This window comes from Hymenobacter sp. 5516J-16, assembly GCF_022919335.1.
Taxonomy (GTDB): domain Bacteria; phylum Bacteroidota; class Bacteroidia; order Cytophagales; family Hymenobacteraceae; genus Hymenobacter; species Hymenobacter sublimis.
Genome location: NZ_CP095058.1, coordinates 1360909 through 1384748, shown reverse-complemented (window position 1 = coordinate 1384748; position 23840 = coordinate 1360909). Strand labels below are relative to the sequence as shown.

16 protein-coding genes and 3 pseudogenes are annotated in these 23840 nt (G+C 57.9%); 3 read left to right on the top strand and 16 right to left on the bottom strand.

Annotation, left to right across the window (positions count from 1 at the left end; translation table 11 throughout):
- The first annotated feature begins 464 nt into the window (after window positions 1-464).
- Together MUN84_RS06755 and MUN84_RS06750 are read left to right on the top strand one after the other, a co-directional pair.
- Window positions 465-950 (top strand): AsnC family transcriptional regulator, encoded by a 486-nt coding sequence (locus MUN84_RS06755; protein ID WP_244697187.1) that lies wholly within the window; start codon window positions 465-467, stop codon window positions 948-950.
- Between the two features lie 324 nt (window positions 951-1274).
- The gene (locus tag MUN84_RS06750; RefSeq protein WP_244697186.1) at window positions 1275-2159 is read left to right on the top strand and encodes an energy transducer TonB; all 885 of its coding nucleotides are present in this window, start codon (window positions 1275-1277) and stop codon (window positions 2157-2159) included.
- A 69-nt stretch (window positions 2160-2228) separates the two neighbouring features.
- Here MUN84_RS06750 and trxA read toward each other — a convergent pair whose 3' ends face one another.
- The 16 genes and pseudogenes from trxA to MUN84_RS06670 form a co-directional block, all read right to left on the bottom strand.
- On the bottom strand, window positions 2229-2558 hold the full coding sequence (trxA, locus tag MUN84_RS06745) for a thioredoxin (RefSeq protein WP_135397675.1): 330 nt from the start codon (window positions 2556-2558) through the stop codon (window positions 2229-2231).
- A gap of 200 nt (window positions 2559-2758) precedes the next feature.
- Entirely contained in the window at window positions 2759-3127 is a 369-nt protein-coding gene (locus MUN84_RS06740; RefSeq protein ID WP_244697185.1) for a hypothetical protein, read from the bottom strand.
- A 67-nt stretch (window positions 3128-3194) separates the two neighbouring features.
- Window positions 3195-4115, bottom strand: a complete 921-nt coding sequence (locus MUN84_RS06735; protein ID WP_244697184.1) for a TIGR01777 family oxidoreductase — start codon at window positions 4113-4115, stop codon at window positions 3195-3197.
- 102 nt (window positions 4116-4217) lie between these two features.
- Window positions 4218-4673, bottom strand: coding sequence for a GbsR/MarR family transcriptional regulator (locus MUN84_RS06730; RefSeq protein ID WP_244697183.1), 456 nt, complete (start codon window positions 4671-4673; stop codon window positions 4218-4220).
- A gap of 820 nt (window positions 4674-5493) precedes the next feature.
- Complete coding sequence (locus MUN84_RS06725; RefSeq protein WP_244697182.1) at window positions 5494-6930, bottom strand: hypothetical protein; 1437 nt, start codon at window positions 6928-6930, stop codon at window positions 5494-5496.
- A gap of 87 nt (window positions 6931-7017) precedes the next feature.
- Window positions 7018-10734, bottom strand: coding sequence for a DNA polymerase III subunit alpha (gene dnaE, locus MUN84_RS06720; RefSeq protein WP_244697181.1), 3717 nt, complete (start codon window positions 10732-10734; stop codon window positions 7018-7020).
- Between the two features lie 173 nt (window positions 10735-10907).
- Entirely contained in the window at window positions 10908-11336 is a 429-nt protein-coding gene (locus MUN84_RS06715) for a hypothetical protein (protein WP_244697180.1), read from the bottom strand.
- A gap of 331 nt (window positions 11337-11667) precedes the next feature.
- Window positions 11668-12495 (bottom strand): LysM peptidoglycan-binding domain-containing protein, encoded by an 828-nt coding sequence (locus MUN84_RS06710; RefSeq protein ID WP_244697179.1) that lies wholly within the window; start codon window positions 12493-12495, stop codon window positions 11668-11670.
- A 45-nt stretch (window positions 12496-12540) separates the two neighbouring features.
- The gene (locus MUN84_RS06705) at window positions 12541-13089 is read right to left on the bottom strand and encodes a LysM peptidoglycan-binding domain-containing protein (RefSeq protein WP_244697178.1); all 549 of its coding nucleotides are present in this window, start codon (window positions 13087-13089) and stop codon (window positions 12541-12543) included.
- Between the two features lie 89 nt (window positions 13090-13178).
- Window positions 13179-14798, bottom strand: a complete 1620-nt coding sequence (locus MUN84_RS06700; protein ID WP_244697177.1) for a lytic transglycosylase domain-containing protein — start codon at window positions 14796-14798, stop codon at window positions 13179-13181.
- 173 nt (window positions 14799-14971) lie between these two features.
- The gene (locus MUN84_RS06695; protein WP_244697176.1) at window positions 14972-17158 is read right to left on the bottom strand and encodes an outer membrane beta-barrel protein; all 2187 of its coding nucleotides are present in this window, start codon (window positions 17156-17158) and stop codon (window positions 14972-14974) included.
- Window positions 17155-17958 (bottom strand): carboxypeptidase-like regulatory domain-containing protein, encoded by an 804-nt coding sequence (locus MUN84_RS06690; RefSeq protein ID WP_262920702.1) that lies wholly within the window; start codon window positions 17956-17958, stop codon window positions 17155-17157. Before MUN84_RS06690 ends, MUN84_RS06695 begins: the two co-directional genes overlap by 4 nt.
- A 147-nt stretch (window positions 17959-18105) precedes the next feature.
- Window positions 18106-18752: pseudogene (locus MUN84_RS06685) on the bottom strand (O-methyltransferase).
- A 101-nt stretch (window positions 18753-18853) separates the two neighbouring features.
- Window positions 18854-19297, bottom strand: a complete 444-nt coding sequence (locus MUN84_RS06680; protein WP_244697174.1) for a YDG/SRA domain-containing protein — start codon at window positions 19295-19297, stop codon at window positions 18854-18856.
- A 187-nt stretch (window positions 19298-19484) separates the two neighbouring features.
- A pseudogene (locus tag MUN84_RS06675) lies at window positions 19485-20716 on the bottom strand (M16 family metallopeptidase).
- Window positions 20717-21054: 338 nt separating this feature from the next.
- Complete coding sequence (locus tag MUN84_RS06670) at window positions 21055-22092, bottom strand: glycosyltransferase family 9 protein (RefSeq protein ID WP_244697173.1); 1038 nt, start codon at window positions 22090-22092, stop codon at window positions 21055-21057.
- A 261-nt stretch (window positions 22093-22353) separates the two neighbouring features.
- On the opposite strand from MUN84_RS06670, the pseudogene MUN84_RS06665 reads away from it, so the two are divergent.
- Window positions 22354-23642 (top strand): annotated as a pseudogene (locus MUN84_RS06665) (aminopeptidase P N-terminal domain-containing protein).
- The last annotated feature ends 198 nt before the right edge of the window (window positions 23643-23840 follow it).

Here is a 23840-nt window from a genome sequence, read left to right as displayed (position 1 = left end):
AGTGCTTATCCGATGATAAACTGCGAACTTTGCGGCCGATTTCGCCGGGTAGCACTGGTTGCAATTTGCGTAGGAACCATCAACAAAAGAAAAGGCGGCACCCACCCAGATGCCGCCTCTCGATTCAGAACGTACCCACCCAGATACGTCCCGTTTTTCCTCCTCACTTAGTCCACCCAATACGTATTCGTGCTGTAGAAGAAGGAGTCGAACCTTCACGGAGTAGTTAGCCGGCCGCCGGACCAGTTTTTCCCGAATCTCCACCCTCGAGAGAGGAGGGCATGTCTGCCAGTTTCATCATTCTACAGTGTGTAAAACAATCCCCTGCCGTTCGCGTTGGATTATGACAAATGTAGCAGGTTGATTGCTGTGATAAAATAATTTCAGACATTTGAAAAAATATTTACATACTTTTTAAAAAGCGCCTGCTTTCATTGTAATATATACAATCAACCAGTAAAAAAATGGCCCGCAATTACGAACTTGACGACACCGACCGGAAGATTCTGGCTCTGTTGATTGAAGATGCCAAGATGCCGTACACTGAAATTGCCCGGAAGGTGCATGTTTCGGGCGGTACCGTGCACGTGCGCATGGCCCGGCTGGAGGAGCTGGGCATCGTACAGGGGGCTACCCTCAAGATTGACTATCAGAAGCTTGGCTACGGAGTGCGCGCCTTCCTCGGGATTTACCTGCAGAAAAGCTCGGTGTACGAAAGCGTAGTAGAACAGCTGCGCCAGATTCCGGAGGTAGTAAGTATTGATTTCACAACGGGCGCCTACGGTATTTTCGCCCGACTAATCTGCCGCGACACCAACCATCTGCGCGAAGTACTCCACGAGCAGATTCAGCTTATTGAAGGCATTGAACGCACGGAAACCCTAATTTCTTTGGAAGAAGCCTTTAACCGTCCTATCCAACTTCAGGAAGTGGAAGAGCGTACCAATTAAGCTCACGTATTCCCTTAGCTTACCAGCCTTGAATGCCGTTACCTCTTGTAGTTTGGGGTAGCGGCTGCTGCGTTTTTGAGGGGTTCGGTAGGGCATGGTAACGAGGCGCAATTGGCTCGCAAAAAGCTAGAATAGTATTTTTTTGGTTTAGTTGGATTGTGTCTTGGGCGCTGATAAACTGTTAGTTATATTTCGTACCATCCGTTGTGGTTACTTAAGCTGTGGTCTACTAACTAGCTGCTCATGAGAATACGTTACGCTTTTCTCTTGCCTGCCCTATTGGCAGCACACCTAAGTAGTGGGCAGAGTCTGCCAGCCGTGTATTTGAACAAGCGGGATGAGGCCACCATTCCCGACAGTGCTACCCACTACCGCATCGTGGATCGGAAAAGTGACCTGCTCGGAACTTACTCCATGCGGGAGTATTCGCTTTCCGGCACGCTGCTGCTGCGGGGCACTTTATCTTCCATTGACCCGCCTGTGCGCAACGGCCTGCTTACCTGGTACCACCCCAGCGGCAGCAAGGCCGGCCAAGTTCACTACAACAATGACGAAGCCGATGGCCTCTACATTGGCTGGTACGATGACGGCCGTGTGAGCCAGCGCGGGGAGTACGCCGACGGACAACGGGTAGGACGCTGGATTTCTGTGCACCGCAACGGCCAAAAACGCTCGGAAGGGCGCTATAATCTGGGCCGCCCGGTGGGCGAGTGGCATTACTATTACGATACGGGCGAGCTAAGCGCCATTGAAATGCCCGACCGTCAAGGCAAACCCTTGGCCTTGGCTTTCTTCAACAAAGATGGCTCTCCCTACATGGGCAAGGTACGCACGCGGGAGCTGCCTCAGTTTCCGGGTGGAGAGGCAGCCTTGCTCAACTTTGTGGCCCGCAACACCACCTATCCGCGCAACAGCCGCCGCAAAGGCATTACGGGGAGCGTGTACGTAAGCTATACGGTGGGAGAAGATGGCCACGTGGGACAGGTACGAGTGGTGCAGGGCCTCGCGCCGGAAGCCGACCAGGAAGCCCGGCGGGTGGTGGCTAGTCTGCCCGCTTTTGAGCCGGGCCGGGAGTACAACCTGCCCACGGCCATGACCTTTACCATCCCCATCTACTTTGCCCCGAATTTCTCGCTGCTCTCCGGACTGCGCCCACCCCAGGTACCGCCCTCCGAGGCCCGGGCTTCGGCCCCGATGAGGAGTAGATAACCGCCATTCAATCAGAAAGCCCCGCTCCTTGGTTAGGAAGCGGGGCTTTCTGATGGGTAGCTGGCTACACTAAGCCGTTACCTGAGCGTCAAGCTTTTGGGCCAGTACATGCTTGGGCACGGCACCTACTTGCTTGTCTACAATCTGACCGTTCTTGAACACGAGCAGCGTCGGGATGCTGCGGATGCCAAACTTGGCCGAAGTCTGCGGGTTCGAGTCTACGTCAACTTTGCCAATGATGGCTTTGCCTTCGTATTCGCCAGCCAGCTCTTCTACTACCGGGCCTACCATGCGGCAGGGGCCGCACCACTCGGCCCAGAAATCCACGAGCACGGGCTTATCGGAGTTGATGATCTGGTCGAAGTTAGCATCGGTAATTTCGATGGCTTTATGTCCCATAACAGTAGGGGGTTTAATGAAATGTGTGTGCTGTTTACGGTCAACCGGGCCGCAAGGTAGCAGATTGCGTTTCAACAAGGCTCGGGCCGGAAAGTTCATTCGGCCAAGGTGGCAGCCCGCCCGGCCAATATGGGCAAAGCCCGGGCGGCCCTGGCCGCGCTCAGGCCAGGCCACCCGGGCCGCATTACACGAAGGATAGCTTACGAGTGATAGGCCCGGGCATATTCCTGCGCCCGGTTACGGAGCTTATAGAACACATAGAGATTAAAGAAGTGCATGCCGCCCAGAATCAGAATGATAGTGCCAATCTTGATGCTGAGTGTTTCCACCGATTGCTGGTAACTGGTAACCGCATCGGTGCTGCGCAGGGTGAGGGTAGCGTAACCGATGTTGATGAGGTAGAAACCTGTCAGCAAAAGTTTGTTCACGGAGTCAGCCAGAGGCTCATTACCGTGAAAAATATCGACCAGGAACGTGCGGCCGTTCTTGAAAAGCGTGCGGGCTACCCATACCGTCAGCAGCACCGTGGTGGGCAGATACACCCCGTACACCAGCAGATAATAGTTCATGATTTTGAGAGGTTAGAAGTGAGAAAAGAAAAGGGATAAGCGCGTTATTACTTAATAGAAGGTACCCTTACGCCAGTTGCGGTAGCAAATCAGCCAGGGCCGTAGGGCAGGAGGGGTAGCGGAACTGAAAGCCCGCCTCTAGCAGCCGTTGGGGCACCACCTTCCGGCTTTTCAGAAGTAGCTCGGTTTCGGTGCGTAGCAAGAAGGCCCCAATTTCCAGCAGCCACCGCGGCTGCGGCAAGCGCCAGCGCGGTTGGTAATGGGCGGCCAGCACAGCATTAAACTCGTGGTTGGGCAACGGCTGCGGGGCGCACAAGTTGAAGGTGCCTTCCAGGGCGGGGCGAGCCAGTAAAAATTCCACGGCCCGGCAAAAATCCGTGATGTGCAGCCAGCTCATCCACTGCTGTCCACTGCCCTGGGGTGTGCACAGCCCAAACCGGGCCAGCCGGGCCATGACTGGCAGCGCTCCACCGTCAGCCCCGAGCACAATGGCAGTGCGCAAGGCTAAGCGCCGGGTACGGGGGGGAGGAGCAAGCCATAATTCTGCCTCCCACTGCTGCGCTACCATTTCCGAAAAGTCGCGGCCCAGTTTGCCGGTAGCTTCCGAGTTAGCGGGTTGCTCGTCGGTGGTGTGCGCGTAAATCGTAGCCGAGGAGGAATTCAGCCACACCGCCGGCGGATTCTGGCAGCGAGCAATAGCCTCGCCCAGCGCTCGGGTGCTTTCCGTGCGGCTGCGGGTTATAGCGTACTTGTTAACGGCATTGTAGCGGCAATCTACGCTCCGGCCCACCAGATTAATAACGGCCGCGGCCCCTTCTAGCTTCGCCGCCCAGGAGCCTAGCGTGCGGCCGTCCCAGGCCGTTTCGCCAAAGCGTTGAACCCGGCGCGTAAGCGTGAGTACCTCGTAGCCCAGCTGCCGAAAGTAGCGCGCCAGATGATTGCCTAGGAACCCGGTACCACCAGCTAAAATTAATCGAGGCTGATTCATGAGAGTAGGGAATAAGGAGAGGAGAAATGGCCTTTTGTGATTGATTGTGTTTATTCTGAACTTTCAATAAAATTTGAAATAAAAAAGCAAAAAAATAAGCGCTTAGGTGCCCGGGCGCATGAGCTTCATAAACGTGCTAAGAAACCAGTTTTCATCAGCCTTAATAAGGGTAGCAGCAGCTCGATCAGCAAACTCGGCGAAGTTGTGGATGCTACCGATCATCTTGGTAAACGCTTCGGCTTCTTCGGGAGTAGTTGTGGTAGAAGGCTCTACTTGGCTGATTTCGCCAAGTACCCGCATAATGGGCTCCAACTCGCGCTTGCGTCGCTCCTTCAGAATCAGGGTAGCTACCCGGTGAATGTCTTTCTCCGCCGAAAAAAACTCTCGCCGCTCCCCGGGTCGCAACTCTTTGCGCACAATGCCCCAGTCAATGAGGGCGCGCACGTTCATGTTCACATTGCCCCGGGAAATCTGCAGCTGCTCCATGATGTCCTCGGTGCTCAGCGCCCCCACCGACACCAGCAACAAGGCGTGCACTTGCGCCATTGTGCGGCTCACGCCCCAGGCCGAGCCCAGAGTGCCCAGCCTTCAATGAATCTACGCTTGGCTTCGTCGAGTTGCATGGTTCAAATGTAGAAGAGTATTTTAAACTTTCAATAAAAATTGAAACAATATTTTGAAGAGACTGGTCCGCCGGGATAAGAATGTTTTTGATAAGTAGGGACACTGATTATAGGTTGATTTTTGATGGGGAACATGCTGCTGTGTATCAGGCAGAAAATAGCTTGATAACTATTCTTACTGCTCCAAATAAGGCCGCTAACACAACTAGGAAGGCCAGCACGCTCAAAGCCGGCGAAAGTGGGAAAAGCAGCAGCCCCAAAACTGTAAAAATGGCCGCACCGGCCAGTAGTCCTAGGCAGCGCAGAAATGCAAACGCGGCTTCTCCTCCTGATACCTGCGGTTGAATTGCCCGGTCCTTACCAAAAGCCTGGGGTACGAGTATAGGCAGACTACCTATCCCAGACCTCGGAAGGATAATTCTACTAGGAAGCGTATGCTGCTTACGCCGTGTGGCACGTGTTCCTTCCGCCGAACAACGTAGCTTGGGAAGCCGCTGTACTGCTACTAATGGGTGGTAAAGAGAATAGCCCGTGAGCGTATCAGAAACCTGGCGAGCCGTTGAGAAAACCAACTGCTGGGGTGCCATACCAGGGGCGGGCGGTTCGACTGACAACCGAATAGCCCCGATAGCAAGAGACTTACCAGTACAATCCTTACTTTCTGCATACTAGCCGGTTGGTTGAAAGTGCCCGTTCACTACAAGCAGGTGCGTGAGAGAATAGGTGGCGAGGTGGTTCTCTGGCCGATTGATAACCTATTTACCCGCACTTTCCCGAAGCTTATCCAACTCATCTAGGTCAATTTCGCCCTGGGCTGCCGGTACCCAGCGCCACGCGGGCCTATGGTTGGAAGGAGCATCGGCGCTGACTTCCAGGTAGCTGGGCTGAGCGGCGTCGGGAATGAGGAGCTGGCAGAAATCGGCGCCGGGTAGCCGCACCTCCAGCCGCAAAATGCGGCCGTAGTAGGGCCAGCGAATTTCCATGTACTCATTCGGGCCAATGTAAGATACCTGCTTCGTGCCCATAAACACGGTAGCAGGTGCCGTTATAGCATCAGCCCGGCGGTAAATATAGATATAGCAAGTATCGGGATGAGCTGGGCGCGACTGGAGCGGGCTAGGATAGGGTGCCAGTTGGCCAGTACGCATATCCACCTCGTAGCCGGTTGGCTCGCCGGTATGGTCGGGAGCCCTGACGGTAGCTACGCCCATTGCCCCGGCTCGCACCTGTGCTTCGGACCGAGCCCGCGCGTACTCCAGATCAAGCGGCGCCTCCCCAACGAACGTGAAGAAGTTACGCTGGCGAACGAGGGGAAAGTACTTCTTTTGGTGTTGCACGTACAGCTGCCAGCCATCGGAATACGCCCAGGCATCGAGCGGTATGTGTTTTTTAATGTAGTTGTTATACACGAAAGGGCGGATCTGTTGGACCCCAGCCCACAATATCCGGCTCATTTGCCCGCCCAGCTTTGAAGGAATTGTATCAAGCTGAACTAAAGAAGTAGAATCGGGGAGGTTAGCCAGAAACTGCTCGAACGTGTAGTAAATGCCGGCCCGGGGAGCTTTGCGCAGGATGGCAGGTAGGGCCGCTGCCGGATCAGAGGTAGTGGTGGACATCGTACTACGAAGGAGTTCCAACGGCTGGGCCGGGGTGGCGGCAGCCCGTTGCCAGGAAGCATCCTGTACCTGCCCCAGGCACTCCTGTAGTAAAGCAGCCAAGTGGTTGTCATGAAACCGGGTGGTTTCCATGGCGCTCTTGGTTCGGCGAGCGGCTATACTCTGCATGAAATGGTATCCGTCAGGCAGGTGAGCGTACACGTCCGCCGCTAAGTCCGCGCTGGCTTCCTCCGTAAAACCGTTCAGAACTTCGCTTACGCGCAGCTGGCGCAGGCAAAGCACCACCGGACGGTCCGTGGGTCGGGCCGGCAATTGCTTCTGCAGAAAGGTTGTTAACTCCGTTTCCAGCCCATTACGGAAGAGCACTGCCGTCGGGCGGTTATCTAACTTCCGGTACACAAGGCCGATACTAGATTTGTTGGCTCGGCCATCCAACACCTGCTCCACATATATTGTGCGGGCGGGTAACTGAATGGTTTGCTGGCTTAAATTCAGGTAGTACTGTTGCGCCTGAGACGGAAGAGTAGTAAAGAAAGTAAAGAATAGAAAGAAATTGAAGGCGTAGAGTTTTCTCATTAATCCTGGAAAAATAACACGTAAATACCCCGGCTAGGTGAGGAATGAAGTCTGGCTAGCCGGGGTAAATGAAAGTAAATCAATTGCTTAAATCAACTGGCAGGCGTCGATTTCCATTTCGCGCATTTTGCGGATGAATTCTTTGGGCTCAATGCGGTAGCGGCGGGAGTAGGTGTCTACCGTCAGGTGTTCATGGGGCTCGGCGAACTTGATTTCGAGCTTCTTCGAGCCGGCGCAGCCTTCCACGGCTTCCATGAACCGGTCCATGAAGGGCTCCGTGATGGTACGCAGGTCCAGTTGCACGCGCACGCCGTTGGCGAGCTTCTCGGCCACGTTGAACAAAGGCTCCATGGTCAGAATCTTAAACTCGAACTGGTCGGAGTCGCGGAAGCGCTGGGCGTACTTGCCGCGGATGTACATGGGCGGTACCTGCTCCTTGTCGTAGTTGCGCGGGTTTATCAGGGCCGAGAAGCGGGAGTAGTCGTCGCGGAACAGGGCTAGGTTCAGGCTCGACTCGTAGTCTTCCACGCTGAAGGAAACGAAGGGCTGACCGGTCTTGGTGGTTTTAAACAGCACATTGGAAATCAGGCCTGCTACCGTCACCTCGCGGTTTTTGTAGTTCTCTACCTTGTCCAGCCCGCAGGTGCAGTAGGAGTCAATTTCCAGCTTGAAGTCATCTAGCGGGTGGCCGGAGAGGTAAAAGCCTACTACCTCTTTTTCGCGGCGCAGCAGCTCCGTAGCGGCCCAAGGCTCCATGTCGGCCACTTTGGGTAGGGGCATGGCTACGGCCCCGAAGGCCCCGCCCCCAAACAGACTCTGCTGGGCCGAATCCTGGTCGGCCTGGTACTGCTGGCCCATACGCACAGCCTTCTCAATTAGGTTCTGGTCGCCGCTGGGCGCTTCCACGAACTGACGGCGGTGGTAGCGTTCAAACGAGTCGAAAGCGCCCGAGAGAGCCAAGCTTTCAAACGTTTTCTTGTTCACGGCCCGCAGGTTCACGCGCTTCGAGAAGTCGAAAATATCGGTGTAGGGGCCTTTTTTGTCGCGCTCCTGCACAATGTTTTCAATGGCGGCCTCGCCCGCGCCCTTCACGGCGGCCATGCCAAAGCGGATCTGGCCCTTTTCGTTTACGTTGAACTTGAGGATGGATTCGTTCACGTCGGGCCCGAGTACGGCCACGCCCTGGCGGCGGGCTTCTTCAATAAAGAAAGTCACCTTCTTAATGTCCGACATGTTGTTGGTCAGCACGGCGGCCATGTACTCGGCGGGGTAGTTCGCTTTCAGATAACCCGTCTGGTAGGCAACCACCGAGTAGGCAGCGGAGTGGGAGCGGTTGAAGCCGTAAGCCGCAAACTTCTCCATCACGTCGAACACCTCGTTGGCCTTTTTGGCCACAATGCCGTGCAGCTTCTTGGCGCCCTCGCAGAATTTCTCCCGCTCCTGGGCCATCTTTTTCATGTCTTTCTTACCCATGGCCCGGCGCAGCAAATCGGCGCCGCCCAGGGAGTAACCGGCCAGAATCTGGGCGGCCTGCATGATCTGCTCCTGGTACACCATAATGCCCTGGGAGTAGTTCAGGATGGGCTCCAGCAGCTCGTGGGGGTATTCAATTTCCTCGCGGCCGTGCTTGCGGTTGATGAAGTTCGGGATGAACTGCATGGGGCCCGGCCGGTACAGGGCGTTCATGGCAATCAGGTCCTCGATGTTGGTGGGCTTGAGGTCCTTGAGGTACATGCGCATGCCCTCGGATTCAAACTGGAACGTGCCAATCGTGTCGCCGCGCTGGTACAGCTCGTAGGTTTTGGGGTCGTCGAGTGGAATGTCGTCGATGTTGATGTCGACGCCGTGGTTCTTCTTGATCAGGGCCAGGGCGTCCACGATAATCGTGAGCGTCTTGAGCCCCAAGAAGTCCATTTTCAGCATCCCGGCACTCTCAATCACCTTACCGTCGAACTGGGTCACCAGCAGGTCCGAGTCCTTGGACGTGGACACCGGAATGTACTTGGTGATGTCGTCGGGGGCGATGATGACGCCGGCGGCGTGGATGCCCGTGTTGCGCACCGAGCCTTCCAGCTTCTCAGCCAGACGCAGAATTTGCCCGCGCAGGTTGTCGGGGGCGTCGTCGCGCCGAATCATGTCCAGCTCCTGGTTTTCGGCAAAGGCTTTTTGCAGGGTGGTGCCTACCTGCTCGGGTACCATCTTGGCCAGTTCGTTGGTCTGGGGCAGGGGTAGCTCCATGGCCCGGGCCACATCCTTGATGCTGGACTTGGCGGCCATGGTACCGAAGGTGATAATCTGGGCCACCTGGGTTTTGCCGTACTTACCCACCACGTAGTCGATGACGCGCTGACGGTTCACGTCGTCGAAATCGATGTCAATATCAGGCATCGATACGCGCTCCGGATTCAGGAAACGCTCGAACAGCAGGGAATACTTAATCGGGTCGATGTTGGTGATGCCCACGCAGTAGGCTACCGCCGAACCGGCCGCTGAGCCCCGGCCCGGCCCTACGGCCACGCCCACACTGCGGCCGTGGTTGATAAAGTCTTGGGTGATAAGAAAGTAGCCCGCAAACCCCATCGTTTCAATGATGCGCAGCTCATAATCAAGGCGTTCCTCGATTTCCGGCGTGCGCTCGGAATAGCGGGGCGGCTTGGTCATGGTCACCACGCCTTTGCCGGCACTCGGCCCGAAAGCCCCCACGTAGGTCAGCTCGCGCAGGAATTCATCGGCGTTGGCGAAGGGCGCGGGAATGGGAAAATTAGGGAGCAAAATGTCGCGCTGCAGCTTGGGCGGCGTGATTTTGTCTACGATTTCGTTGGTGTTGTCCACGCTTTCCGGCACGTCCCGGAACAGGTGGTTCATCTCGTCCTGGCTCTTGAAATAGAACTGGTCGTTGGGGAAACCGAAGCGGGAGCGGGGCTTGGGCATTTGGGCTTCCTCATCAATGCGCATGAGCTGGCGGCGCACCTGGTCGTCGGAGGAAGCCAGGGGGCGCAGGTTGTCGAGGTGGTCATAGAGCACCTTGTTTTCCCCCGAAACCAGCCGGAAATACTTGGTCTGGAAGTCACCCACCGGAATGCTGTGCTCCTCGCCCGTGTTCACGCACAACAGCAGATCATGGGGCGCAAAGTCGGTCTGGTCAACGTAGTGGGAGTCGTTGGTGCAGATAACCTTAACGTTGTACTTCTGGGCCCACTTTAGCAGCACCTGGTTCAGGTCTTCCTGACTTTTACCCGTGTTGTCGATGTTCTCGATGCCGTGGCGCTGAATTTCGATGTAGTAATCCTGCCCGAACACATCCAACCACCATTGCAGCAGCTTCTCGGCTTCTTCCTCGGTTTTCCAGAGCAGGGCTTGCGGGATTTCGGCGCCGATGCAGCAGGAAGTAGCAATAAGCCCTTCGCTGTACTGCAGCAGCAGTTCCTTATCGATGCGGGGGTATTTGCTGTACACGCCCTCAATAAAGCTCATGGAGCAGAGCTTGGCCAGGTTCTGGTAGCCGGCCTGGTCCTTGGCTAGCAGCAGCTGGTGGTGGCGCACGTCCCGCTCGCCTTTTTCGCGGCTGAAGCTTTTCTTGTGCCGGTCCTCTACCAGGTAAAACTCGCAGCCCACAATGGGCTTCACGTTGTACTTATTGGCTTCCGCTACAAAGTTGAAGGCCCCAAACATGTTGCCGTGGTCGGTAAGGGCTACGGCGGGCATGCCATCGGCTTGAGCTTTTTTCATCAGGGCCGAAATGCTGGCCTGACCATCGAGCAGGGAGTATTGGGTGTGGCAGTGGAGGTGCGAGAATACAGGCATGGGCAACATACCGGGCACCGTTAGGGCGCCAAGCGGAAAGTAAAGTTACCCACGAAACAGCCGCCGGAAAAGAGTGCGCGGCAAGGGATTTTAGCGTATAATCAGCAAGCAGCCGCCGGCAATTTGGCCTCCAACTACTCACAAGAAGGCCCAATTCACAACGTAAGCGGGCACTACTGCTTTAGCTTAGTTAACTCAGCCTGCTCCAACTGGGTTACGGCCTCGGCCAGCTGGGAATTTTCTTCAACCCGCCGGTAAAACCGTTTAAACTCAGGGCTGCGGGGCATGGAGTTCATGTCGGACCACACCTTGCTGGCGGTGAGCCGGCGCTGGGCCTGTTGCCGCTGCTTCTCGGAAAGGGCAATAAGCCAGCCGTACAGTTCTACCGCTACACTATCCCGGCGCGGCGACATTTCGGCTACCATGCGCCGGGCTACCCGAATGGCCGCCGTATCGGTGGTGGTAGTGAATAGCTTTCTAGAATAGGCTACGTAGTCGTGGATGTAGGTAAGCAAGTGCACTTCCGCGCGCGAGGTTGGTACCAGCTCCGGCGCCGACGAGGAAGGTGCCCCCTGTGACAGCGCAGTTGCGGGCAGCAACATAAATCCACTGAAACAGGTGGCTAACCAGCGTATTCTTGACGGGTTCATGGGGGCAAGCTACAAACTGAACAAGAAAACGAAGCTCCGTCCTTAGTTGTTCGCCTCACCTCCCGCTTCTCGCTGCTGAATGATGGAGAGGTGAAATCAGCTACAACACGCGGCGATAGTGCAGTTTTATGAGGCAGGGCTAGTACGTAGTCAGGGCCAGTTAGGAAGAAAACCAGCGGGTAGTAGCCAGCCAGAAGCAGCGGGCGTAGGAAACGGCTGCGGTAGCGCACAAAAAAGGCCACCTGATTTGTCAGGTGGCCTTTTTTGTGCGCTGTAGGGTAAGCTACTTGGTAGCTTCCACGGTCAGTACTTCTCCAATTTTCACGGCTCCATCGTTCTTGCTGTTCCACTCCTGCAACTGCGCCGGCGTGACCTTGTACTGCTTGGAAATGCTAAACAGTGTTTCGCCCTTTTGCACGGTGTGGCTGCGGGCGGCCTTTGGGGTAGTGGCTTTTGCCGGGGCGGTGGGCTGGGGCTTTGCAGGTGCTGGTGCTGCGCTGGGGGTAGTTGTTTTGGCTGACGTTCCGGAAGCTGTAACGGCCGGAGCAGCTAAGGCAGCACCAGCTACCTTGGCAGCTACGACTGGCGCCGGTTGCGCCTTGGCCGGGGCCGGAGTAACCGTGGCCACAGTGGCCGGCGCTGCAGGTGCAGGTGAGGCAGCCGGTGCTTTGGTCGTGCCCACGAAACCCGAGGCGTGCAGGCGCGCAGCGGCGTCTTTGAGGGCCGGATTCTTGGCCGCGCGGGTATCGAAGTTCTTAAACTGGGGGCTGCGTAGCAGCGTGTTCAGCTCTACCTGCCAGGGTTGGCTCCGCAGGCGCTGGGCCAGGAGCTGCTGCTGCTCGCGCGGCAGGCTGGCCGTGTAATGGCTCAGTCGCTGATTCAAAGCGGGAATTTCGACCAGCGCCGCGTCAATCAGCGCCACGGCGCGGGTATCATTGGGCTCGAAGTAAATGGCCCGGAGCTGGCGGACGCTGGTTTGCACCAAACCCGACATCACGCGCACGGAATCGTCGGAAAGGGTAGGGGCGGGTGGGGCTTGCTGGGCCTGGGCGGCAAAAGAGGCCAGGGACAAGCCGGTCAGCAGATAAAAGGTACGGGCTAAAAAGCGCATGAGAAATAAAAGCGGAAACTAACTCAAAGACGAAAAGGGTAGGACTTACTTAGCGGGCTTGATAACAAGTACTTCGCCCGGTTTCACGGAGAAATCAGGCTTGCTGTTCCACTCCATAATTTGCTTAATGGTAACCCCGTACTTGCGCGACACGCTGTACATGGTTTCCCCAGCTAGCACCGTGTGCCGCACGGAGGCCGGTGCGGCCGGGGCTGCAACGGCAGGAGCCACTGCCGGGGTAGCGGCCGGTTTAGACGCCGCAGGCACGGGTTTGGAAACCGGAGCGGAAGGAGCTACTGCACCGTTTTCTGCAGCAGGAGCGGTAAGCCGCAACACCTGACCGATGCGCAGGGAAGGATTTGGGGGCAGGTTGTTCCACGCTACAATATCGGCGGGGCGCAGGCTGAAGCGCCGGGCCACCGAGTACAGGTTTTCCTTGGGCTGCACCACGTGCTGGCCGCTGGCCGGAATGGGCTCCACCACGGTAGGAACTGGCATGGCTGGGGCCGCCGGGCGCGGAGCACCCGAAACAGCCGGGGCCACTGGGGCAGAAGCGGGAACAGTTGTCGTTGGCTTGGTTGCCGGGGCTGGCACGGGAACGGAAGCCGGGGTTACAGGCGCCGGACGAGGAGCAGGGGTGGCGGCTGGCTCGGCAAGGGGCTCTTCGTCCTGGGGTTCGTCGGCTACGGCGGTGGTAGCAGGCAGCGGCTTTTTGAGCGCGGGGGCGCTCGGCGAGGGGTTCGGGGTAGCAGCAGGAGTAGCGGCCGGGGGAGGTCGTTGAGGTTTTCAGTGTGCTCGTCGGTGGCACTGTCGGGCTGTACTACGGTGCCGCTTTCTTCTTCCACAGCATCTTCCAGGACGCGGCTGGAGCCCGCCGTACGACCCATGTACGGCTCAGTTTCGTCCAGCTTGCGCTTCTTTTCCGGCTGCTTGGCTGGGGCAGCGGGGGTAGGGGCCGGTGCTGCTGATGCTGTTGTTGGAGTAACGGCGGGGGCAGTGGCCGTTGCAACGGGCTTTTCGAAAGCGGCCAGGGCCGTGGCGTTGTTGCCATCGGCGTATTCAACGGGCACATTTTTGGGCCTCGTGTGCTGCAGCCACAGCACGCGGCCGGGGCGCAGTTCCTCGTTGCGGGCCATGCGGTTCTTGCTCCAGATAGCCTTGGCCCGCATGCCGTACTTCTGCGACACGATGGCCACACTTTCGCCGGGGCGGGCCACGTGGTACTCCACGGCGGCTTTGTCGCGCTTTTTCTGCACGAAGTAGGGTTGGCCGGGTACAATGTTGTCGAAGGCAAACAGGTCATTGTACTGCATGAACCGCTTCATCTTCAATCCCGCCCGCTTGGCCAAGCTTTCCTTGGTGTCGCCGGGCAGAGCCACTAGGGCGCGCAAGCCATTCACCCGCACAAAGTCGGCGTTTTCCGGGTCGGGGGCGGGCTGGTTGAGAAGCTGGCCGGCGGTAGCGTTTTTCTGCTGGGCGGCCAAGGCTGTCAGCTGCAAGGGGTCCGTAATGGGCACCAGCATGGTGTACACCCGGTCGGTGGGCACGGTAGGAGCCAGTAGCCAGCGGTTGTGCTTGGCAATGTCCTCGGGGTTTTGCTGCAGGGCCTGGGCCATTATCGACAGGGATTTACCCGCCGGAGCCGGAAACTCCTGAAACAGCAGGGGCGGCCGTGTATTCAAGCCCAGCGCCGGCTCAAAGGCTACTTTATGGGCCAGGAAAGTCAAAATGTACGGGTTGGTCTGCTCCGTAACTTCTACTTCGGTAGCGTCGAAATCAGTAGGTATGGTGTAGGGTTTGGTGCCGGTGAGGCCTAAGTTGTAGCTGAGCAGCGTATTGGTCCAGTTATGAAACGTTTTGTTGTTGCGCAGCAAATACTGCGCAGCCGCTTTCGAGGAGGCCACTACGTGCTTACGCTCATCCACGGCATCGTTCATCACCAGCCCAAAATCGGCGGCCGACTCGCGCTTGAACTGCCAGTAGCCCACGGCATCGTGAATGCTCTGGGCGTCGCCTTGCAGCCCGCTTTCCTGCAGGGCCAGGAAGTGAAAGTCCAGGGGTAGTCCTTCCTGTTGAAATACCCGGTCAATGAGCGGAAAATAGGCATCGGCCAGCACCACGCGGGCCTGGAAAGAGGCCGGATGACGCCGCAGGGCATCTACTTTTTGCTGGATGGCCGCCCGGCCGCCCGGCGTGAGGCGCAGGCGCAAGCCCGCTAGGCTAAGCTCGGCAGGCACCGGAACAGTTTGCCCCGCTACCAGCAGCGGCAGCAGGAAAAATAGCAGGAGTACAACTCGTTTCATAAACAGGCAAGCAACAAGCCGGGCCGCTCGCACATGCGTTGCCAGCCCCGTCAGTCTACAAAGTAGAGGAAAAAATGGGTGTCGACGGGCCTCTTTGCTGCAAATCCAATAGAAAGGCAGAATACTACCCTAGACTTACCTCCGGCTTCTAGCATCGTTCTGGGGGTGAGGCCCTACATGCCCCCACCGGGCGGAGGCCCGAACCCGCCCGGTCGCTGGCCGCCGGGGCGCTGGCTCTCACCAGGCAGGGCGTCGGGGCGGCCACTGCCGCTGAAGCTGCGGATGTTGTAGGTGAACATCAGCATGAAGTAGCGCTGCAGGATGTTGGTCTGAATGTCCTCGGTGTAGGCGGCTGTGATGTTGCGCTGGATGCTGTTGTTCTGGCCCAGCAGGTCAAAGGCAAACAGCTTCACTTCCGCCTGCTGCTTCTGGCCCAGCTTTTTGCCCACCGAGGCATTCCAGAGTACAAAGTTCTGGTTATAGCCCGCCGACAGGCCCGTGTACATAATGTGGTTGACATCGGACTGTACCGTGACGCCCTTCACTACAATCCAGTTGAAGCGCAGGGTAGTATTCTGACGGAAGTAGCGGCTGTTGAGCTGCTGGCGCAGGGTGTTGCGCACGTAGCTCTGGCTGGAGTTCGAGGACAGCGTAAAATCCAGCTCGGGGCTAATGTTGCTGCTGAGCACGGCGCCCAGCCCCACGTTGGGCGTACGGCTGTAGTTCAGCTCCCCGAACACCAGGCCCGGCGTCTGGGCGTAGGTGGCGTTGGCGTTCAAGTTCAGATTCGACTTGATGAAGGCCAGCGGCAGGCTGTAGTTAATAAAGGAGCGCAAGGAATACTGCTGGTTCAGGTTGACAGGCCGCGTGAGTTGCCCCCCGGCCGGAATAACTACTCCGCCGGCTATTATGGGTTCGGCGCCGGCATATATCGTGTTGTTAGTAATGTAGTTATCGACGTAGGAACCGCCGAGCAGGGCAAAGAAGGAAGTCGACTTTTCGGGCACGGCCGAGGAGTAGCGCAGAAACAGGTTGTGGCGGTTTTCCTGGCGCAGGTTGGGGTTGCCGGTGGTCAGCTGCAGCGGGTTGGAGTTGTTAACTACTTCCTGCAACTGGCTGATGCTCGGCGGATTGGTGTTCATGCGGTAGTTTACCCGCAGGTTCTGCTGCTTCGAGAAGTTGTAGCGCAGCTGGGCATTTGGCAGCACGTTCAGGAAGGTGCGCTGGGTAGTGCCGGGGCGCGGAAACTCCTGCTCGCTGCGGAGCTGGGCGCTTTGCACGGCCGCGCCCACCGCCCACTGGAAATCCTTGGTCTGGAAGCGGTAAGTAACCTCGCCGGTATTGGTGAGGTAGCGGCTCTGAAACACGTTGCTCAGCGTGTCGTTCAGAATGGAATAGCGCTGCTCGCCGGGCGAGAAGTTGTAGGTTTTCTTGTCCGAGTCGTTGGGAGTGTAGGAGACGTTGTAGCCCAGCTGCAGAATGCTGTTTTGGCCCAGAGGCTCCGTGTAGTTGACGTTGCCGGTCCAGGCCCAGCCGGTTTGCGCCAGCTCCGAGAACTGATTGAGGGTAGTTGTGCGGAGCGTGTCCCGGCGCAAAAACGAGGTAGTGGAAAACAGGTTGTTGTCGCCGTCCTTGTTGTTGTAGCTCGTGTTCAGGCCCAGCGAGAAAGTGCGGCCGCGCTTTTGGAAGCGGTGGCGGTACAGCAGTTGGTTGCTGGCCGTTAGGCCCGTCAGGGCCGAGCGGTAGCTGCTGTTGTTGGTGCCTTGGTCAGTGCCCGCCTCGCTGCCCGTGGCCTCAAACGTGCGTCCATCGAGCAGGCTGGTGCCGGTGTTGCGCTGCATCGAGAAACTGGGCCGCCACAGCAGGGAGTTCAAGGAGTCGAACTTGTGGTCGAGGCGTAGATTGAAGCGGTTGTTGATGTTGCGGCTGCTGGCCAGGGAGTTTTCGTTGTAGCGTAAGTCCTGAGTTTGGCCGGTGGGCGCCACGTAGCGGCGCAGCAGGTTGGTGCGGCTGGTGTTGTCGCTGAGGTTAAAGAAGTAGCTACCCTGCACGTCGGTTTTAGAGCCCCAGCTGTCGGAGTAATTGAGGCCCAGGGCGTGAGTTTTCGAGATGCCGCCCTGCTGGCTCACCAGGAAGTCGCCGGCATTATTGCCACCCCCACCCTGGCCGCCTTGTCCGCCACCGCCCACTCGGCCGCCGCCCTGGCCCCGCTGGCCCTGCCCGCCGCCTCCGCCCTGGCGCGAGGAGCCCACTACCCCCAGCAAATCCTCGGTGCCGAAGTTCTGCTCGTTCACATTGTTGCTCTGGGCTACCACGGAAAGGCGCTGCTTTCCTTTAAAGGAATTGATGTTGCCGCTCACCCGGTATCGGTCGTCCTGGGGCCGTAGCCGGCCAGCACCCGCCCGAAGGTGCCGTTGCGGAAGCTGGGCTTGGTTACAATGTTGATGGTTTTCTGCTGGTTGCCATCATCAAAACCCGTGAACTGGGCTTGGTCCGAAGACCGGTCGTAGACTTGAATCTTGTCGATGACTTCGGCCGGAATGTTCTTGAGCACAGCGTCGGGGTCATTGCCGAAAAACTCCTTGCCATCCACCAGCACCCGCTGCACCTGCTCGCCCTGGGCCTGTACCCGGCCCGAGGTGGGGTCCACGGTTACACCCGGCATTTTGGTAATTAGGTCCTGGGCGTTGGCGTCGGGATTGGTTTTAAAGGAGCCGGCATTGAACTGCGCCGTGTCGCCCTTCTGCACGGCCGCGGCGGCCCGGCCTACCACTTCCACCCCTTTCAGGGCAATACCGCCGCCCGCCTGCAGCCCCAGCGTGCCCAGGGCCAGCGGCTGCCCGGCGCCTACCTCCACCGTGCGGCGCAGGTTCTGGTAGCCCAGAAAAGAAACGACCAACACGTAGCGGCCGGGCGCCACGCCGGGCACCGTAAAGGAGCCATCGGCCTCCACGGCAGCCCCGCGCCGAGCGGAGTCGGGTATCTGGGTGAGCAGCACGTTGGCCCCAATCAGCGGCGACTGGTCTTTGCCGTCAACTACCCGCCCACTGACGGTAGTGGTTTGCGCCTGCGCCGCCCCCGGATAAGTAGCGTAAGCAGGAGCAGCAGGAGTAGAAAACGTTGTTGCATCAGTCGGAAAAAATGAGTCCCTAGCCGGGATAGACGCAAATTCCGAGGGTTCGTTTAACGCAATCAGCCGTGTTCTATATAGATGTTCAGTAATTGTAAGGCTACACCTTGAAAACCAAGGTTTTATTTTAGAGGAATTGCAAGAAACGTACGCCGATGCAGCCTGTGCTTGGCCTTACTAAGACTTCTTTCGCACCAGCAGTAGCCCGTCGCGCAGGGGCAGAAACACGTTTTCTACCCGCTCATCGGCCTGCACTTTATCATTGAAGGCGCGCACGGCGTGGGTATCTTTGTCGGCGGCTTTTACGGGGTAGGAATCTACCACTTTGCCACCCCACAGCACATTATCAATCAGCAGAAACCCGCCGGGCCGAACCTGGGGAGCACCAGTTCATAATAGGTGTCGTTGTTGATTTTGTCGGCGTCGATGAACACCAGGTCCCAGGGTTCCGCCAGGGTAGGTAGAATGCGGCGGGCGTCGCCGATGTGCAGCTGAATCTGCTCTTCCCGGCCCGCTTCGCGCACGTAGCGCCGGATGCGGCTTTCCAGCTCCGGGTTCTGCTCAATGGTGTGCAGCACCCCGTCTGGGGCCAGCCCCTCGGCCAGGCACAGCGCTGAGTAGCCCGTGAACGTGCCCAGCTCCAGCACCCGCCGGGGCCGTATCATGTGGCTGATCATGCTCAAGAGCCGGCCCTGGGCGTGACCCGAGAGCATGCGGGCGTGCAGCAACTGCACGTGGGTTTCGCGGTTCAGGCGGGCCAGCAGCGGGCTTTCGGCGGTGGTATGGCGGTCGGCGTAGAGCTGGGCTTCGTCGGCGGAGTACATGGTAAGGAAAATAGAACTGTCATTCCGAATGCAGTGAGGAATTTGGGGTAGCTACCAGGAGGGTAGGCCGGATTCCTCACTGCGTTTGGAATGACAGACGATTAGGATTCAAGAAACGGAACCAGGAAGAATTTCCAAACCAGAAAGCCCGACTTCCCGGCCTCGTACACCGCATTTACTACCTGATACAGCCCTTCGTAGCGGTAGCCGCTGCCAGTTTCGGTGGGTACTTTGCGAAATACACGCACGGGCAGTTCGGTTTCCAGGCTGCGGCGCAGCATCACGTTACGGCCGGTCATTTCCTGGTTGGTCACCTGCTTGCCGGTGCGTGGGTCTCGGCCACCGCTGCCGGAGTAGATGATGTCTTCCTCCCGAAAATCATCGTCCTCGTACTGGTCAGCCAGGATAATTGAGTCGGCTCCTTCCAACTCACTACCGCTCACGCCCGCCCGGGTAGGTCGGTGCAGGCCCGCCCGGCTCAGCGCCAGCCGGTTCTCTAGCACGTCGCCGGGCCGGTAGTAGCTGATATGGCCGAAAATGGGCATAGAAAGTAGGGTAGGAGGGTGTGGGGGTAGGAGGGAAAGAGGAAAAAAACCATCGTACTTGTGCCCGGCGGCCTTTATTCGCGCTGGCTTGGTAGGCGAGCTTATCTACTATTTCCTTCGTTGGTTTGCCGGCATAACTAGTTGCACTCTTACCCGCTCACCTTCCTCCCCTCATACCCTACGCAAGCTACTCCGGCACGTACTGGAGCACGCTTAGGTTGTCCTCGTGCAGAATGTCGTTGGCCAGTTCCAGGAGCTGGGAAGAGGTAATGCCCCGAACCTGCTCGAAGATTTCGTTGATGCTTTCTACCCGGCCCAGGTCGAGGGTGCTTTTGCCCAGCAGCTGCATAAGGCCGCCGTTGCTTTCCTCGGCCATGGCCAACTGGCCCATGAGCTGCTCCTTGGACGTATGCAGCTGGGAAGTGCCCAGAGCTTGCTCACGCAGGCGCTTCAGCTCCTTTTGCACCAAAGAAATTGTGCGGTTTACCTGCTTTTTCTCGGTGCCGAAGTAGATGCCAAACAGACCCGTATCGGTGTAGGGCGAGTAAGTGGCGTCGATGGTGTACACCAGACCGTATTTCTCGCGCACAGCTAGGTTCAGGCGGGAGTTCATGCCGGGACCGCCCAGCAGGTTGCTCAGCAGGAAAAACGGAATGCGTCGCTCGTCGTGCAGGGCGTAGGCGGGGCCGCCAATCAGGCAGTGGGCCTGGGTTATGGGCTTGCGTTCCACCCGCTCCAGGCGCTGGTAGCCGGAGAAAGGCGTGCGCAGCCGCTCGCCCAGCTTGGCCGGCAGCGGGGCCAGAAATTTATCGGCCAGGCGCTTTACTTCCTTGAAGGGCAAGTTGCTGACGGAGCTGAACACCAGCCGGTCGGTGCGCACGTTATCCTGCAGAAACTGCCGGAAGTCGGCCTGCTGAAAGCCCGATACGCTTTCCCGAGTCCCTAGAATGTTGTGGCCCAGAGTGTGACGGGCAAATACTACGTCGTCGAAGTCGTCGATAATGGCGTCCTCGGGGCGTCGTGGTACATGGCCATTTCCTCCAGAATCACGCCGCGCTCCTTCTCAATCTCCTTTTCCGGGAACACCGAGTGGAATGTGAGGTCCGTCAGCAGCTCGAAGGCCCGCTCGAAGTGGGTGCTGAGCAAGGAGGCGTAAAAGCAGATTTTCTCCTTGGTAGTGTAGGCGTTCAGCTCGCCGCCTACCGTTTCGAGGCGGTTGAGAATATGGAAGCTCTTGCGCTTTTCGGTGCCTTTAAAGGCCATGTGCTCCCAAAAGTGCGCCAACCCCAGCTGATGAGGTTTTTCGTCGCGGGAGCCAATATCCAGCAGGAAGCCGCAGTGCGCAATTTTGGTGTGCAGAACTTGTTTATGCAGAACCCGGATGCCGTTAGGCAGCTCGTACAGGTCGTAATCAGACATTTAGTTAGGATCTTAGGGACTTGGGGGCTTGGGAACTTGGTTTATCTAGCTTAACCAAGCACTACCCCGGCCCTGTATAACCACGCAAGTGCGCAGCTGGTTGCAAAGGTACGAGTAGTGAAATGGTGATTCGGTGAGTTGGTGATTGAGTGATTCGGTGATTGAGCGAATTAACACACCGCCTGTCATCCTGAGCGAAGCGAAGGACCTTATCACGCCTGAACGAGTCGTTGCTACGATGCCGTGCTTTCGTGACAAGGTCCTTCGCTCCGCTCAGGATGACAGATGGGTTTAAAGTTATTTCCCTCGCTGAATCACTCAATCACTAACTCACTGAATCACCGTTTCACCAACTCACTTTCCGCCAAGGCAGCTAGTAACTGCTGGGTTTCGATGCCGTGGGCGCAGCGGAAGTGGCCGAGCGGACATTTGCGGTAGCCGTGCAGGCCGCAGGGCTGGCACTCCAGCTTTTCCTCAATCTGCACTACCCTCGAAAACGGGCTCAGCGGCCCGAACCCGAAATACGGTACCGTGGAGCAGTACACGGCGCACACCGGCGCACCCACGGCCGAGCACAGGTGCATGGGCGCCGAGTCGTTGACGTAGTTGAGGGTAGCGCCGCGCATGAGGGCCGCCGAAGCCAGCAAGGAAAGTTTGCCAGCTAGGTTAACGACGCCTGGGCGGGTAGTGGCCGCTTTAATTCGCTCACAGTCCTCTACATCGGGTGGCCCGCCGAGCAGAAACACGGTGTACTGCGGCGGGAGGGCAGCCAGTAGCTTCAGCCACTGCTCCTCGGGGAATTGCTTGGTAAACCACACCGAAGTTGGGGCGATGCAGAGGTAAGGACCACCGGCCGCGTTGCGAACCACTTGGGCCGCGGCGGCCTCGTCGGCGGCCGTGGGGTAGAGGCGGGGCGGCGTCAGGGGGCCGTCGTAGGTGGGGTCTAGCAGGTGCAAGTTGCGCGACACCTCGTGCACGCCCGCCCCAATTACGTGCGGAATGGCCCGGGTAAAGCGGGCCGCGAACGGGTTTTTGTCGAAACCGATGCGCTCCGTTGCGCCCGAGAAGGCCGTGAGGAAACCCGTGGAAGCAAACCGCTGCAACGTCACCACGCGCCCGTACTGGGCGCGGCGGATTTGCTGCAGCAGACGCCACAGGCCGCGGTACTTGTCTTTCTTTTTGTCCCAAATAAGCACCTGCCGCACGTGCGGATGGCTTCTCAGCAGCCCTTCGTTGCCCTTACGCACCAGAAAATCAACGGGTGTACCGGGCTCCGTGCGCTGCAAATGCTCCAGCAGCGCCGTACCCAGAATGACGTCGCCGATGAAAGCGGTTTGAATGAGCAGAACGGCGGAACGGTTGGCAGGCTCGGGCATAGTGCAATAGCAGGCCACAAAGATACCGCTTACTCGCACGTTCACCACCTTTTTGTCTTATTACTGGCCGGAGGGTAGGGGATGCTGGCTGCACAAGCCCAAACGAGCGGCCGAAAGGAAACTTCGCCGGCCCGGCCGCCCGTAGCACACCTCCCCCGCAGCCAGCTCCTCCCAAAGCCGCGCGGAACTGCCTAACTTGCCCCGGCCGCTGCGGCGGCTGCCATTGGTTTCCGTTTGTGCCACCTTTTCCGCTTGCCACTCATGCGCTACGGCTCTATTTCGCCCGATTTATTTACGCAGAACCGCCGCCGCTTCACCCAGCTGCTGCCCCCGGCTTCCCTGGCCATCTTCCAGTCCAACGACATCATGCCCACCAACGCGGATGGCACCATGCCATTCCGCCAGAACAACGACCTGTTCTACCTTTCCGGCGTTGACCAGGAGGAAAGCATCTTGGTCATCTTCCCCGACGCGATACTGCCCCAGCACCGCGAAATTCTGTTCCTGAAAGAAACCTCGGAGCACATTCTGGTCTGGGAAGGCTATAAGCTGACCAAGGAGCAGGCCCGCGAGCAAACCGGCATCCGCACCATCATGTGGCTCGACTCCTTTAAGTCGGTGCTGCCGGCCCTCATGAATGAAGCCGAAAACGTGTTCCTGAACGCCAATGAGCACATCCGCTCCGTGGTGGAGGTAGAAACCCGCGACGCCCGCTTTATCAAGTGGATTAAGGAAGCCTACCCCTACATACCTACCGCCGCGCGGCGCCCCTGCTGCACCAACTGCGCGCCATCAAGAGCGAGGAGGAAATCCGGCTGATGCGCCGCGCCGCCGACATCACCGAGCAGGCCTTCCGCCGCCTGCTGGGCTTTGTAAAGCCGGGCGTAATGGAATACGAAGTTGAGGCTGAAATCTTCCACGAGTTCCTGCGTAACGCTTCCCGCGGCCCGGCTTACGGCTCCATCATCGCCAGCGGAGCCAACGCCTGCATTCTGCACTACGTCAGCAATGACCGGGAATGCAAGGACGGGGACGTGCTGCTTCTGGACTTCGGGGCTGAGTTTGCCAACTACGCCGCCGACCTTTCGCGCTCTATCCCTGTGAACGGCACCTTCACCAAGCGCCAGCGCGACGTATACGAGGCCGTATTGCGGGTAATGAAGTTTGCTACCTCCCAGCTCGTAGCCGGCAACAATATTGAAGAATACCATGCCGCCGTGGGCCGCCAAATGGAGCAGGAGCTGATTAAGCTGGACCTGCTCAACGAACAAGATGTAAAGAACCAGGACCCCGCGGCGCCGCTTTACAAAAAGTACTTCATGCACGGTACCTCGCACTACCTGGGCCTAGATGTGCACGATGTGGGTGCTAAGTACCGCGTGTTCGAGTCAGGTATGGTATATACCTGTGAGCCAGGCATCTACATTCGGGAAGAGGGCCTGGGTATTCGCCTTGAAAACGACATCCTTATTACCAAAACCGGTAATGAGGACCTGATGAAAAAGATCCCGCTGGAGGCCGACGACATTGAGCGGCTGATGCGGCACTAGGCGGCGCCCGTTCAAACCAGTTTGGCTCTGTTGAAGACGCTCCCCGGTCGGGAGCGTCTTCTTTTTCTATAAGTCAATAAATTGGCCTTATCTGAGAAAAAATTTTATTGCTGCAACACGAATGCAAAACCGCCTCCTGCTATACGTGGTAAATATAAATAACTGAATATGTAGTTGTTGAGCTTGGTAAACACGGCT

Bases quoted from the DNA above. Each gene is read 5' to 3' on its own strand.
- MUN84_RS06755 (WP_244697187.1), top strand. From the start codon at position 465: ATGGCCCGCAATTACGAACTTGACGACACCGACCGGAAGATTCTGGCT.
- trxA (WP_135397675.1), bottom strand. From the start codon at position 2,558: ATGGGACATAAAGCCATCGAAATTACCGATGCTAACTTCGACCAGATC.
- MUN84_RS06740 (WP_244697185.1), bottom strand. From the start codon at position 3,127: ATGAACTATTATCTGCTGGTGTACGGGGTGTATCTGCCCACCACGGTG.
- MUN84_RS06735 (WP_244697184.1), bottom strand. From the start codon at position 4,115: ATGAATCAGCCTCGATTAATTTTAGCTGGTGGTACCGGGTTCCTAGGC.
- MUN84_RS06725 (WP_244697182.1), bottom strand. From the start codon at position 6,930: ATGAGAAAACTCTACGCCTTCAATTTCTTTCTATTCTTTACTTTCTTT.
- dnaE (WP_244697181.1), bottom strand. From the start codon at position 10,734: ATGCCTGTATTCTCGCACCTCCACTGCCACACCCAATACTCCCTGCTC.
- MUN84_RS06715 (WP_244697180.1), bottom strand. From the start codon at position 11,336: ATGTTGCTGCCCGCAACTGCGCTGTCACAGGGGGCACCTTCCTCGTCG.
- MUN84_RS06710 (WP_244697179.1), bottom strand. From the start codon at position 12,495: ATGCGCTTTTTAGCCCGTACCTTTTATCTGCTGACCGGCTTGTCCCTG.
- MUN84_RS06700 (WP_244697177.1), bottom strand. From the start codon at position 14,798: ATGAAACGAGTTGTACTCCTGCTATTTTTCCTGCTGCCGCTGCTGGTA.
- MUN84_RS06680 (WP_244697174.1), bottom strand. From the start codon at position 19,297: ATGCCCATTTTCGGCCATATCAGCTACTACCGGCCCGGCGACGTGCTA.
- MUN84_RS06670 (WP_244697173.1), bottom strand. From the start codon at position 22,092: ATGCCCGAGCCTGCCAACCGTTCCGCCGTTCTGCTCATTCAAACCGCT.